Genomic DNA, 13,945 nt, shown 5'->3' on the forward strand with positions numbered 1-13,945 from the left:
GTGCGTAAGCAGCGCGATCACTTCGGGGGAATGCGTATCGCAGCGCTCCACCGCTTGAACCAGACCATGACCCGGTTGCAGCATGAAACGGCAATCGCCCGCATGCCGGTCGATCAGCGCCTGGAACCGCGCGCTACGCAAAGTCACGGCCGTGGCGAGCACGCCCACCACGCGCGATTGCGACAGCAGCGCTGCCGGCTTGATGCCCGGCTCCACGCCGACCACGGGAATCGGCAAGCGTTCGCGGGCTAGCGCGATGGATTGCGCGGTCGCCGTATTGCATGCGACCACGAGCGCTTTCACGCCACGAGAAACCAGCCATTCGCCGATTGCCAGTGTCCGGTCGGCGATAAAATCGTCGTCCCGCTCGCCGTACGGCGCATACAGCGAATCGGCGACGTAGACCAGCCGCTCATCAGGCAGGGCGGCGCGCACCGCGCGCAACACAGACAAGCCGCCGAGGCCGGAATCGAAAATTCCGACCGGCGCGCGCTTATCGGGCGTCAAAACGGGCGTCGGAATGAGCGTCTGAAGAGAAGACTGCATTACGGCGAACGCGTTACTCGGCTCCGCCCATCATGGTCTGCTGATAATTCTGGATGCCGACCTTGTCGACCAAATCGATCTGCGTTTCCAGCCAGTCGATATGCTCTTCCGTATCGTCGAGAATCTTCACGAAAATTTCACGCGAGATGAAATCGCTGACAGACTCGCAATACGCGATGGCTTCCTTGCACGTACTCTGCGAAATTTGTTCAAGCTTCAGGTCGCACTGAAGGATTTCGAGCGTCTCTTCGCCGATCAGCAGCTTATGCAGGTCTTGCAGGTTGGGCAAGCCGTCGAGCATGAAGATGCGATTGATCAGCCAGTCGGCATGCTTCATCTCGCCGATCGACTCGTCGTACTCATGCTTGCCGAGCTTCTCCAGGCCCCAATGCTTGTACATCCGCGCGTGGAGGAAATACTGATTGATGGCAGTCAACTCGTTCTTCAGTTGCTGGTTCAGGTATTCCAGAGCTTTTACGTCGCCTTGCATGGTGATTCCTTGTGTGGACCGTTGTTATCGTTTGGCTTTCTTAAACATAACTGCTGGAGTTTAAAAAGCCAAGTAGCAGAGAGAGAAGTTTTTGCTGGTGATCTGCGATGTTTCGGTTTTTCGTACTCGCGAAATGAGAATCACGATAAGAATCGCTACGATTCGTCCGAAAATGCATAGGCCGGGCGCGCAGCCCGGCTTGCGGTCAAGTTAGCAAAAAACCTAAATCAGACTGTCGCGACTGGAATCTTGCCGATCTTCGCCTGCCACTCTTTCGGCCCGGTCTGGTGCACGGATGTGCCGGTCGAATCGACGGCCACCGTGACCGGCATATCCTGCACGTCGAACTCGTAAATGGCTTCCATGCCGAGGTCTTCGAACGCGACTACCTTCGCGCCGCGAATGGCCTTCGACACCAGATAAGCCGCGCCACCCACCGCCATCATGTACGCCGCCTTGTGCTTCTTGATTGCCTCGATAGCACCGGGGCCGCGCTCGGCCTTGCCGATCATCGAGATCAACCCGGTCTGCGACAACATCATGTCGGTGAACTTGTCCATGCGCGTGGCGGTGGTCGGACCGGCGGGGCCCACCACTTCATCGCGAACCGGATCGACCGGGCCGACATAATAGATCACACGATTGGTGAAATCGACGGGCAGCTTTTCGCCTTTGCCGAGCATGTCGGCAATGCGCTTGTGCGCGGCGTCCCGGCCCGTGAGCATCTTGCCGGACAGCAGCAGCGTCTGGCCGGGCTTCCACGCAGCAACCTGTTCCTTCGTCAGCGTGTTCAGGTCCACGCGCTGGCTCGTCTCGGTGTTCGCGACCCATTCGACTTTCGGCCAGGCGTCCAGTGAAGGTACGTCGAGCTTCGCGACGCCGGTGCCATCGAGCGTGAAATGGGCGTGACGGGTGGCCGCGCAGTTCGGGATGATCGCGATCGGCTTCGATGCCGCGTGCGTCGGCGCCGACATGATCTTGACGTCGAGCACGGTGGCGAGGCCGCCGAGACCCTGCGCACCGATACCCAGCGCGTTCACTTTCTCGTGCAGCTCGACGCGCAGTTCTTCGATCCAGTCTTGCGGTCCGCGCGCGATGACGTCTTGAATATCGATGGAATCCATCAGCGATTCCTTCGCCATGAGCATCGCTTTTTCCGCCGTGCCGCCGATACCGATCCCGAGCATGCCCGGCGGGCACCAGCCCGCACCCATGGTGGGGACGGTTTTCAACACCCAGTCGACGATCGAATCCGACGGATTGAGCATCGCGAACTTCGACTTGTTCTCCGAGCCGCCGCCTTTCGCCGCGATCTGGATATCGACTTTATCGCCGGGGACGATCTCGTAGTGGATCACGGCAGGCGTATTGTCCTTCGTATTCTTGCGACCGCCTTCCGGCGGGCTCACGATCGATGCGCGCAGCACGTTGTCCGGGTTCAGATAACCACGGCGCACGCCTTCGTTGATCATGTCGGTGACGCCCATGGTCGCTGGACCCGAGCCGTTCGCCCAACGCACGTCCATGCCCACTTTCACGAACACGGTGACGATGCCCGTGTCCTGGCAAATCGGTCGGTGCCCTTCGGCGCACATGCGGCTGTTGGTCAGGATCTGTGCAATCGCGTCCTTCGCGGCGGGGCTTTCTTCAAGCTCGTAGGCACGGCCGAGGGCGGTGATGTAGTCGAGCGGATGGTAATAGCTGATGTGCTGCAACGAATCCGCGATGCTCTGGATCAGGTCTTCCTGCTTGATGATGGTCATGGCTTGAACTCTTGGGGACGGGAGTTTTATCGGCGTTTTGTTAGAAAGGGCAACGCTCAACCGCGCGCGAAGGCGACGGATTCTGTCTGCGTCGGACGGCGCGCGAGATGCGTGCTGGAGGCATTTGCAGGGACGGACATGGACGGCGCCGGGTCATGGAAATCAACGAGTCGGTACGCAAAAGACGCCGGATTCAGGCGTTTTTGAGAAAGCGCATTATTGTAGCGCGACGACGCACCACCGTCGGGGTCAACCCTCGGACGCCTCCAGTGCGCCTCGCGCCTTCGCCACGGCGTCTTCCTACGACTGCGACATGAACGGCGGCGCATTCTTCGTTCGCATGCTGGCCAGCACGATCCCTGCGATCACGCAGGCGAGCGCGATGCCGTGCGCGATTGTCGGCCGCTCGCCGAGGAACACGATGCCGTACAGCGCTGCGGCGATCGGCAGCAAGCCGGAGAACACGCCGGCGAGACTGCCGTCGACATGGCGGATGCCTTTCATCCACAGCCAGAACGAGAAGATGCTTGCTGACATCCCGTACCACAGCACGAGGCTCCAGACGCTCAAGCTGACGGTGCCATAGTCGAAGTGGAGAAGACTCGAGAACCCCAGCGGCAACATCAGCAACAGCCCGAAGAAATGCGTATAAGCGCAAATGTCGATGGCCGGAAGCGTCTGGGTGAGGCGTCGCGAGAGGATCACGTAAAGCGACTCGCAGCACACGGCGCCCAGCACCATCAGGTTGCCGAGCATGGACGTGTCGGCATGCGCCACGCCCGGGCCGCCGCTCATTCCGCTGGTTCCATTCGCGACGTTGATCACGACGACGCCCACGATCGCCAGTGCGATGGACGCCAGTGCCCGCCCGTTCGGCCGCTCCTTGAGGAAGAGCCACGAGAACAGCGCGACGACCGCCGGTATCGTGCTCGTGATGACACCGGCCGCGACTGCGCTGGTTCTCTGTACGCCGTTTAGCATCAGCAGCGTGAACATGAAAGTCCCGAAAAACGCCTGCAGGAACAGGTTGATCCATTCGCCCGACTTGACCCGGCGGATCTTGGCCGGGCGCAGCAGCGGCCAGAGGACCGCCATCGCGATGACGAAGCGCAGCAGCGCGAACAGCGAGACGGGGACGAAGGCGACGATCGACTTGCCGACGCCTACATTGGTGCCGACCAGCAGCATGGCCGCAATGAGATAGAGCGCGTAACGATTCAAGCTGGGTTCCAAACGGCGAGTTCAGTTAACATGATGTAGCGCAAGAAGCACGACGAAGCCGATTATTGTATAAGGCATGCACCTAGGCTCATTGTTTTGAGTCAGGCCGGCGGTGCGACGGATACCCTGGGCGCACGATGACGTACGTGTATACCCCGTGCGGCTAGAACGATGTGCGTAAGAAGCAGGTAAGGCGCGCGGCTTATCTTCGCAACATGTCAGCGGATGCAGCTCGCGCGCAGCGTGGCGCCGCATCTCGCGGTAAAGGCAGGAGACACGGAAACGACCATGCGCCGTTTCCGTCCACGCCGGCACACTAAATACGGCGACGGGACAAGATCCCGGCGCTGCGGTTTTCAGGTTCACCATCAAAGGGGTTGTCGATGTCTGCGATTGAATCCGTACTCCAGGAACACCGCGTTTTCCCGCCTTCGAAGGAAGCGATGAAAGGTGCCGCGATTTCCGGCATGGACGCGTATAACGCGTTGACCGCCGAAGCCGAACGCGATTACGAAGGCTTCTGGGCGCGACTGGCGCGCGAAACGCTGAGCTGGCACAAGCCGTTCACGACCGTGCTCGATGAATCCAATCCGCCGTTCTACAAGTGGTTCGAGGACGGTGAGATCAACGCGTCGTATAACTGCATCGACCGGCATGTGGAAGCCGGTCATGGCTCGAAAATCGCGATCATCTTCGAAGCGGACGATGGCACGGTCGCCAACGTCACGTACGAGGATTTGCTGCAACGCGTGTGCCGTTTCGCCAACGCGTTGAAGAAACGCGGCGTGAAGAAGGGCGATCGCGTGGTGATCTACATGCCGATGTCCGTCGAGGGCGTCGTCGCGATGCAGGCCTGCGCAAGAATTGGCGCCACGCACTCGGTCGTGTTCGGCGGGTTCTCGTCGAAGTCGCTGAACGAACGGCTGGTGGATGTGGGCGCAGTCGCGCTCATTACCTCCGACGAACAAATGCGCGGCGGCAAAGCGTTGCCGTTGAAGAGCATCGCCGATGAAGCCATCGCGGCCGGCGGCTGCGAGGCCGTGACGAGCGTGATCGTGTATCGGCGCACCGGCGGCAAAACGGCATGGCACGAAGGCCGCGACCGGTGGATGGACGAACTGGTCGAGCACGAAGCCGATACGTGCGAACCGGAATGGGTCAGCGCCGAGCATCCGTTGTTCATCCTGTACACGTCGGGTTCCACGGGCAAGCCGAAGGGCGTGCAGCACAGCACAGGTGGCTTCTTGCTGTGGGCGGCGCAGACCATGAAGTGGACCTTTGACTGCCGGCCCGATGACATTTTCTGGTGTACGGCCGACATCGGCTGGATCACGGGACATAGTTATATTGCGTATGGTCCGACCGCGATCGGCGCGACCCAGGTGATCTTCGAAGGCGTGCCCACTTATCCGCACGCGGGGCGCTTCTGGGAAATGGTCGCCCGGCACAAGGTCACGTTGTTCTACACGGCGCCCACCGCCATCCGCTCGCTCATCAAGCTGGCTGAAGCCGACGTGAAGGTGCATCCGAAGAGCTTCGATTTATCGACGCTGCGCATTCTCGGCACGGTCGGCGAGCCGATCAATCCTGAAGCGTGGATGTGGTATCACGAGAACGTGGGCGGCGGCCGTTGTCCGATTGTCGATACCTGGTGGCAGACCGAAACTGGCGGCCACATGATTGCGCCGATGCCAGGCGCCACGCCCACCGTGCCGGGTTCATGCACGCTGCCGTTGCCCGGCATCATGGCGGCGGTCGTCGATGAAACCGGTCAGGACGTGCCGAACGGGCAGGGCGGCATCCTGGTCATCAAGCGCCCGTGGCCGGCGATGCTGCGCACGGTCTGGGGTGACCCGGACCGCTTCAAGAAGAGCTATTTCCCCGAGGAACTCGGCGGCAATCTGTACCTCGCCGGCGACGGCACCGTGCGTGACAAGGACACTGGCTACTTCACGATCATGGGTCGTATCGACGACGTGTTGAACGTCTCCGGTCACCGGCTCGGGACCATGGAGATCGAGTCAGCGTTGGTATCGAATCCGATCGTCGCGGAAGCAGCCGTGGTCGGACGTCCCGACGACACAACCGGCGAGGCCGTCGTTGCGTTCGTCGTGCTGAAGGGTCCGCGGCCGGAAGGTGAAGAGGGCAAGAAGATCGCGAACGAACTGCGCGCGTGGGTAGCGAAGGAGATCGGGCCAATCGCCAAGCCGAAGGACATCCGTTTTGGCGAGAACCTGCCGAAAACGCGATCGGGCAAGATCATGCGGCGTTTGCTGCGGTCGTTGGCCAAGGGCGAGGAAATTACGCAGGACGTGTCGACGCTGGAAAATCCCGCGATCCTCGATCAGCTTGGCGAGGCGATCTAAGGTTGGTTTAGCAATGGCGTAGCGGGCGCGTGTTTGTACCTGTACCTGCATTAGCCGAGGGCCGGCGCCTAGCCCTCAACCGCAAAACGGCTCCCTTCCAGGGAGCCGTTTTACTTTGTTGCGAGTCGTGCGTGTGGTCGATCCCGATTGCCGCGGTTGCGTTCATCGGTTAAAAACTGCACATGGCCGCGCCTCAACCTTCGCTCAATTCCATTCCACCCGAACCGCCCCCGGTGACCGAGGCGATGGCGCGCGCGCATCGACTTTACTGGCGAGTCAATCTTGCGTTGATCGCAGTGCTGATGGTCGTGGGATTTGGTGTGTCGTTCGGTTTGCCGCTTATGGCGACGCGCCTGGAAAATGTGCGTTTCGCGGGCTTTCCGTTGCCGTTTTACTTCGGTGCGCAAGGTGCGATCGTGGTCTATGTCGCGTTGATCGTCGTGTATATCGTGCTGATGCAACTCGCCGATGCCCGACTGCAACGCGCGCTTGGCCGCACCCCTTGAACGGCCGCCGATGAAGCTCACCCATCGCCTGATCTGGGCCTATGCGCTGTACACGCTGGGCCTGTTCTTTTTCATCTTCGTGATGTGGCGAATCGAGCTCGTGACCGGCCCCGGTACATGGGTCGGCTACGTGTTCCTGTTCGTGCCGATCGCCGTGTACGCCGTGATCGGCTTGCTTTCGCGGACGTCCGATCTCGTGGAGTATTACGTCGCCGGGCGGCGCGTGCCGTCGGCGTTCAACGGCATGGCGACGGCGGCCGACTGGTTATCGGCGGCATCGTTTATCGGACTCGCCGGGTCGATCTATGCGAGCGGTTACGACGGCCTTGCCTACGTAATGGGATGGACCGGCGGCTACTGCCTTGTGGCATTCCTGCTCGCGCCTTACGTGCGCAAGCTCGCGCGCTATACGATCCCCGATTTCCTCGGCACGCGCTTCTCGAGCAACCTCGTGCGCGGTATCGCGGCGTTCGCGGCCATCCTGTGTTCGTTTGTTTATCTCGTCGCGCAGATCCAGGGCATCGGGCTGATTGCGTCGCGCTTTATCGGCATCGATTTCGCGATCGGGATATTTTGCGGTCTCGCCGGTATCCTCGTGTGCTCGTTTTTAGGCGGCATGCGCGCGGTGACCTGGACGCAGGTCGCGCAGTACATCATTTTGATCAGCGCAATGCTGATTCCCGTTTCGATGATTGCGCATCGCGAAGGGCTCGGCTGGTTGCCGCAGCTTTCGTACGGGCGCTTGCTTGCACGCGTGGAAGTGCTGGAACGTGCCGTCGCGAAGTCGCCGGATGAAGCGAAGGTCCGTGACGATTACCGTCGTCAGGCGCAACAGATCCAGGTGGAACTCGATACGCTACCCGCGTCGTTTCACAGCGAGCGGGCGCGGCTTTTGAACGAGGTCGAGGAACTGCGGCGCCATAACGGGCCGTTGCGCGATATTGGTGAACGCGAGCACGTGCTGGCGTCTTTCCCGAAGGATCCCGCCGATGCCCGGCTTCGCTGGACCCGCGCACGCGATGACATGCTCGAGCGGGCAGCCGCCCCGGTGCCGATGGCCGAAGCGTTTCCCTCTTCCGGTCAGGAGAGCAGCCAGTTGCATCGACGGAATTTCTTGGCGCTGCTGCTGTGCTTATCGGTGGGAACGGCGAGCCTGCCGCACATTCTCACGCGGTATAACACGACGACATCGGTGTCTTCCGCACGGCGTTCGGTCGGCTGGACGCTGTTTTTTGTCGCGTTGTTTTATGTGACCGTGCCGGTGCTCGCGGTGCTGATCAAGTACGAGATGTTGACGGGAATTGTCGGGCACAAGTTTGCGGATCTGCCGCAATGGGTCATGCAATGGCGCAAGGTCGAGCCCTATCTGATTCGGATCAGCGACGTGAATGGTGACGGCATCGTGCGTTGGTCAGGCATTCAGATGCAGCCGGACATGGTCGTGCTGGCCGCGCCGGAGATTGCGGGGCTACCGTATGTGATGTCGGGATTGATCGCGGCGGGCGCGCTCGCCGCCGCGCTGTCTACTGCCGATGGATTGCTGCTGACCATCGCGAACGCACTTTCGCACGATGTTTATTACTGCATGGTCGACAAGACGGCGACGAGTCAGCGGCGGGTGACGATATCGAAGATATTGTTGCTGGGGGTGGCGCTGTTAGCGTCTTATGTGGCTTCGCTGAACACCGGGAATATTTTGTTCCTGGTGGGCGCGGCGTTTTCGCTGGCGGCGTCGAGCCTGTTTCCTGTGCTCGTGTTGGGGGTGTTCTGGAAGCGGACGACGCAGCTTGGCGCTGTGGCGGGGATGCTGGCGGGGCTCGCCGTGTGCATCTATTATATTTTGACGACGTATCCGTATTTCACGCAGCTCACGGGGTTCAGCGGAGCGATGTGGTTCGGTATCGAGCCGATCAGTTCGGGCGTGTTTGCGGTGCCGGCAGGGTTTGTGGTGGCGATTGTGGTGAGTTTGTTCGATCGACCACCGGACGCCTATACGCGTGCGCTGGTCGACTACATTCGCCATCCGTGACCTTCTGCAACAAGGGGCTGGCGCGTCGCCGCGAGTTTGCTATAATCCGCGACTTGCCGGAGAGATGGATGAGCGGTTTAAGTCGCACGCCTGGAAAGCGTGTTTAGGGTCAAACCTAACCGGGGTTCGAATCCCCGTCTCTCCGCCATGAACCGAATGAAAAAACCCCCGTAAGTTCAAGAGCTTACGGGGGTTTCTGTTTTTTGGGCCAACAGGGAGCCCATCATCGGGCGCAAAGTCATTATGTCTTTGACGACAACAAAGTTGCCGGACGTTATCTGACGCACGGGCCGCTAGCTGACTTGATGCCAAACGTCGTTGCAGGAGGTAGCGGACGATGACGAAAACGCGAACTAACAAATTGCGATGGTGGGCTGCCGGTCTAATTCTTGGATTGGCCGCTATGTGGGGAATGTATGTGAAAGCGGGGCCGGCCGATGAAGTTGTGTTGACGATCGGAGAATCGTATCAACAAGTACGCGAGCAATCCCGCTCGACGCTACCGGCCCTCACCAGCGACAACACGATTAACCTGTATGTGCGACGGCCAGCGGTCCTACGGTTTAGCGATCCGCAATACGGGTTTGTGACCCCGACTGCCAAGCTCTTGAGCCTCTACGCGGATCAAGACGGCAAGGTCACGCAACTCACCCTATCGCCGCAGTTGGAGACACTACCGCTCGAAGACGCGATGTCGATAGTCGTCAAGTTACAAGACCAACTTCGGCGCGCACACTGGCGGCCCATTCTCACTGCTGACCATCCGCCCATCGCGGATACGCCAACCATGCGCGCCAACATACGTACAGGAGCCGACCCACAGACTTTCTGGCTGGCTGGCAACAAATATCAGGTCTCTCTCGACATTCGTCGCTTGAAACACGAGAGTCGACCAAACGACGAACGATATCTAATAGCTCTACAGTTAAGCGGGCCGCCCTTGATGACGGACCAACCCGCTAGTTGATGCAGCGCTTAGGCGGTCTATTGACCGAATTTACTGCGCGGCATGTGCCATGCTTGAGGAATACCATGCGTATGCATAACCCGCCGCACCCCGGCCAAATTCTTTCCGAACTCTGGCTTGAACCGCCGGAACTGTCGATAACGAACGCTGGCGACGGCCTCGACATCGCCCGCAAGACCTTGTCGGAAATCGTCAACGGCCGCGCCGCCATCAGCCCGGAAATGCCACTGCGGCTTGAGATTGCGTTCGGCAAGAGTGCAGAATCTTGGCTTGCTCATCAGGCCGCGTTCGACCTTTTGCAGGTTGATCAGAAACGGGACTCGTTGCATGTCCAGAAGCGCTTGCAGATGTGGCCTTGACCCGATGGTGATCGAAACCCGCTCACGGCGCACGCCTCTGCGCCCGCAGCAAAGACCACACGAAATCAAGCTGAGTGTAGGTAACCACAAATTGCGACTTACCGGCGACGTCACCATCCGCACCGAAATCAGCCGGATTCGGAATACCAACCGGGCCAGTCGAGGCGATCACGTTATCGTTTGACGAGAAAATATCCTCAAAAATATTCAACCGATTCGCACCTTTCGAACTTTGAATCCGTTTCCCAATCGATGCCTTCGCATGACACGTCATGCAAGACGAGGTAGTTTGAAAACTCGTTTCAATCTGCGAATTCCCTAGCCTGATCGGCGCACCAAACGAGTCGATGAATTCGGTTTGCGTGCCTCGCAGTCTGTAGTACTGCCACTTTGTTCCCTCGAGTCCGATTTCTTTTGGATAGTCTTCGCAATTGAACGGTGCTGACTTACAAGCAAAGCGATCTTTGGATGGTAGGAGCCATGGTCCATAGCCAGTTTTGGTTTGATTTTCTGGCTTCTTGTTATCGATGTGTTCAAAAGTCGCCCAAAACCAGTTCGGCAAATCTTTGGTAAGAATATGCAAAGCCGTCAGACCATAAACCTTTCCACCGAACGAGCACGAGTGGTATCGACTAGCATCGGCAGGTGATATTTCTCGCCACTGCGCCTTAATTTCCTTGGCGTTGGCCGGAAAAGTAATGGATCGCGTCCCGGAAGCGTAAAGCGCTTCTTGTCCTTCAACGTTATATAGATTGTTCGCTTCTATAAAACTCAACGTTGTTGAGTTCATTCTGACTTCATCCGTACCCAAGTTCGTCGGGCCGGTATCGAAATCTGGTTGTACCCCTTTCGTGTGAAACAATAACGTTTGCAGTGGGAATGCATCCCTGGCGAAGGCATCGCAATAGGGGTCCAATGGTGCGTCCCAATTCGTCGGAGCGCTCCCTCCCTTTCGATACACGTCGCTTTTTTCAGGCCCACCAGATACAAGCTTCCACGATTCCCAAACCGTCCGCCCTGAATCTCCAAAGTTCTTTGTTAGATCCGCATCGCGTTTTCCCGGCACCGCGGGCCAATTCAAAGCGATAAATAATCGCCACGCGTACTCGTCCGGGCTTGTAACAGCCATTGCGGAATCTTGAGGTTCAATCCATGCGGTCTTGGCCCAATCCGGCGGGGTAGCGCTGGAATTTGAGCAAAGTAAGAATGAAAATGGAATCATCCAGAGTAAAGCAACCCTCCAGGCAATTCTTATATTCATTTTTATCCCCTGAAACCAGCTTGAATTATATTTTCAGGTCACAGTATTTAGTCAAAGCCACACCGGAAGCGCTACAACATCAAAATATATATGGTGATCAGTTGTCGAACGCCGTCCCCATCACGACCCCTACCTGAAGAGGAATCGCAATCGTCTCTCTACAACGACTGCGACCCCCATCAACTTCCCAACCTTTAGCCGCGCTGCTTGATCTCCAGCCTGAACTTATGCAACAGCGGCTCTGTATACCCACTAGGCTGCGCGCGCCCCTCGAACACCAGCGCCTTCGCCGCCTTGAAAGCGAGCGACGTTTCAAAGTGCCCGGCCATCGGCAGATACAACGGATCACCGGCGTTCTGCTTGTCCACAACCGCAGCCATCCGCTCGAACGTCTCCGACACCAATTCCTTCGATACCACCCCATGATGCAGCCAGTTGGCAATATGCTGGCTTGAAATTCGCAGCGTAGCGCGATCTTCCATCAAGCCGATGTCGTGGATGTCCGGCACTTTCGAACAGCCCACGCCCTGGTCGACCCAGCGCACCACATAGCCCAGGATGCCCTGCGCATTGTTCTCGATTTCCTGGCGAATTTCCGCGTCACTCCACTGCGCCTTTTCGACGACCGGAATGCTCAGCAGTCCATCGAGCAATTCATCGCGCGCGCTTGCGTAACTCGTCTTCTCCAGTTCCTTCTGGACCGCCTGTACGTCGACCAGGTGGTAATGCAGCGCGTGCAGTGTGGCGGCAGTCGGCGATGGAACCCACGCCGTGTTCGCCCCGGCCTTCGGATGATTGATCTTCTGTTCGAGCATCGCGTGCATGAGGTCGGGCATCGCCCACATGCCCTTGCCAATCTGCGCCCGTCCCCGCAGCCCGGAACTCAGCCCGGCAAGCACGTTATTGCGTTCATACGCCGTGATCCACGCCGATGACTTCATATCGCCCTTGCGGAACATCGGACCGGCTTCCATCGCGCTGTGCATCTCATCGCCCGTGCGATCCAGGAAACCCGTATTGATGAACGCGACCCGTGACGAAGCCGCATCGATGCACGCCTGGAGGTTGACGCTCGTGCGCCGTTCCTCGTCCATGATGCCCATCTTGATGGTGTCGCGCGGCAGATTCAGCAAGTCCTCCACGCGGCCGAAAAGCTCGCTCGCGAACGCGACTTCGGCGGGTCCGTGCATCTTCGGCTTCACGATATAAATGGAACCCGTGCGTGAATTCAGCTTGTTCTGCCGGTCGTGCAGCGCGCCGAGCGACGTCATGACGGCGTCGAGAATGCCCTCGGGAATCTCATGCCCGTCGCGGTCGACGATGGCCGGATTCGTCATCAGATGGCCGACATTGCGGATGAACAAGAGCGAGCGGCCGTGCAGCTTCACGGTCGACCCGTCAGGCGCGGTGTACTCACGATCAGCGTTCATGCGTCGCGTAAAGGTCTTGCCGCCCTTGGTCACGCTCTCCGCCAGATCGCCCTTCATCAGGCCCATCCAGTTGCGGTACAGGTGGACTTTATCGGCGGCATCGACGGCGGCGACCGAATCCTCGCAATCGATGATCGTGGAAACAGCCGCCTCCATGAGCACGTCCTTGACGTGCGCGCCATCGATCTTGCCGATGTTATTGGTCGCGTCGATCTGGATCTCGAAATGCAGGCCGTGATGCTTGAGAAGCACGCCGGAAGGGGCGGCGGCATCGCCCTGGAAACCGATGAATTGCTCCGGATGCTTGAGCGCCGTCGAGCCGGTTTTCATCGATACGACCAGCTGGCTGCCTTCAACGGCGTATTTCGTGGCGTCGGCGTGCGAGCCGCTGGCAAGCGGCGCGGATTCGTCGAGAAAGGCGCGGGCGCGTGCGATGACCCGCGCGCCCCGTACTGGATTGAACTGCGCGGCTTTTTGCGCGCCATCGGTTTCGGGAATGGCGTCGGTGCCGTAGAGGGCGTCGTAGAGGCTGCCCCAGCGCGCATTCGCGGCGTTTAGCGCATAGCGCAGGTTTGACAGCGGCACGACGAGTTGCGGGCCGGCTTGCTCGGCGATCTCGGTATCCACGTTTTGCGTGGTCGCGTTCACGGACGCGCTCGCCGGCACGATATACCCGATGCTTTCCAGGAATTCACGGTATGCCTGCAAATCGCGCACGGGGCCGGGATTGGCCTTGTGCCATCCGTCCAGTTCGACTTGCAGCCGATCACGTTCGGCGAGCAGCGCACGGTTCTTGGGGGCGAGATCGTGCACTAAGGCATCGAAACCTTGCCAGAACGCATCGCTCGCGATTCCCGTGCCGGCGAGCGCTTCTTCATCGACAAACTGGCTGAGCGTGGCTGCGACCTGCAACCCGTTGCGCTTGATCATTTGATTCATGGGTGACTCCAACTCGGTTTGAATTCTGTGCTGCCAGTGGCTCGACCTCGATCGGCCCTGACTTGCAA

General features: G+C 59.2%; 11 protein-coding genes and 1 tRNA gene. 6 read left to right on the forward strand and 6 right to left on the reverse strand.

What is annotated here, in order from left to right; genetic code table 11:
- The 4 genes from WCA53_RS22495 to WCA53_RS22510 all read right to left on the reverse strand — a co-directional run.
- Positions 1-546 (reverse strand): aspartate/glutamate racemase family protein (locus WCA53_RS22495; protein WP_423915711.1); only part of this gene is annotated, 546 nt, incomplete at its 3' end.
- 13 nt (positions 547-559) lie between these two features.
- On the reverse strand, positions 560-1,036 hold the full coding sequence (bfr, locus tag WCA53_RS22500) for a bacterioferritin (RefSeq protein WP_423915713.1): 477 nt from the start codon (positions 1,034-1,036) through the stop codon (positions 560-562).
- 227 nt (positions 1,037-1,263) lie between these two features.
- Positions 1,264-2,799, reverse strand: coding sequence for a fumarate hydratase (locus tag WCA53_RS22505; RefSeq protein WP_423915715.1), 1,536 nt, complete (start codon positions 2,797-2,799; stop codon positions 1,264-1,266).
- A gap of 300 nt (positions 2,800-3,099) precedes the next feature.
- Positions 3,100-4,020 carry a DMT family transporter gene (locus WCA53_RS22510; RefSeq protein WP_423915718.1) on the reverse strand — a complete coding sequence of 307 codons (921 nt, stop codon included), beginning with the start codon at positions 4,018-4,020 and terminating at the stop codon, positions 3,100-3,102.
- A gap of 383 nt (positions 4,021-4,403) precedes the next feature.
- Between WCA53_RS22510 and acs the strand changes: the two genes are divergently transcribed.
- The 6 genes from acs (at position 4,404) to WCA53_RS22540 (ending at position 10,247) form a co-directional block, all read left to right on the forward strand.
- A complete protein-coding gene (gene acs / locus WCA53_RS22515) occupies positions 4,404-6,386 on the forward strand; it encodes an acetate--CoA ligase (protein ID WP_423915721.1) in 1,983 nt (660 codons plus the stop codon).
- A gap of 182 nt (positions 6,387-6,568) precedes the next feature.
- Positions 6,569-6,892, forward strand: coding sequence for a DUF4212 domain-containing protein (locus WCA53_RS22520; protein ID WP_423915723.1), 324 nt, complete (start codon positions 6,569-6,571; stop codon positions 6,890-6,892).
- A 10-nt stretch (positions 6,893-6,902) separates the two neighbouring features.
- Positions 6,903-8,921 (forward strand): sodium:solute symporter family protein, encoded by a 2,019-nt coding sequence (locus WCA53_RS22525; RefSeq protein ID WP_423915725.1) that lies wholly within the window; start codon positions 6,903-6,905, stop codon positions 8,919-8,921.
- A gap of 58 nt (positions 8,922-8,979) precedes the next feature.
- Positions 8,980-9,069 (forward strand) — tRNA-Ser (locus tag WCA53_RS22530).
- Between the two features lie 189 nt (positions 9,070-9,258).
- The gene (locus WCA53_RS22535) at positions 9,259-9,888 is read left to right on the forward strand and encodes a flagellar biosynthesis sigma factor (RefSeq protein ID WP_423915727.1); all 630 of its coding nucleotides are present in this window, start codon (positions 9,259-9,261) and stop codon (positions 9,886-9,888) included.
- Positions 9,889-9,953: 65 nt separating this feature from the next.
- Complete coding sequence (locus WCA53_RS22540; protein WP_423915730.1) at positions 9,954-10,247, forward strand: HigA family addiction module antitoxin; 294 nt, start codon at positions 9,954-9,956, stop codon at positions 10,245-10,247.
- A 22-nt stretch (positions 10,248-10,269) separates the two neighbouring features.
- Here WCA53_RS22540 and WCA53_RS22545 read toward each other — a convergent pair whose 3' ends face one another.
- Together WCA53_RS22545 and WCA53_RS22550 are read right to left on the reverse strand one after the other, a co-directional pair.
- Positions 10,270-11,508, reverse strand: a complete 1,239-nt coding sequence (locus tag WCA53_RS22545; RefSeq protein WP_423915733.1) for a hypothetical protein — start codon at positions 11,506-11,508, stop codon at positions 10,270-10,272.
- 194 nt (positions 11,509-11,702) lie between these two features.
- Complete coding sequence (locus tag WCA53_RS22550) at positions 11,703-13,877, reverse strand: malate synthase G (protein WP_423915735.1); 2,175 nt, start codon at positions 13,875-13,877, stop codon at positions 11,703-11,705.
- Positions 13,878-13,945 lie beyond the last annotated feature (68 nt).

It is taken from the genome of Caballeronia sp., assembly GCF_049581465.1.
GTDB lineage: Bacteria > Pseudomonadota > Gammaproteobacteria > Burkholderiales > Burkholderiaceae > Caballeronia.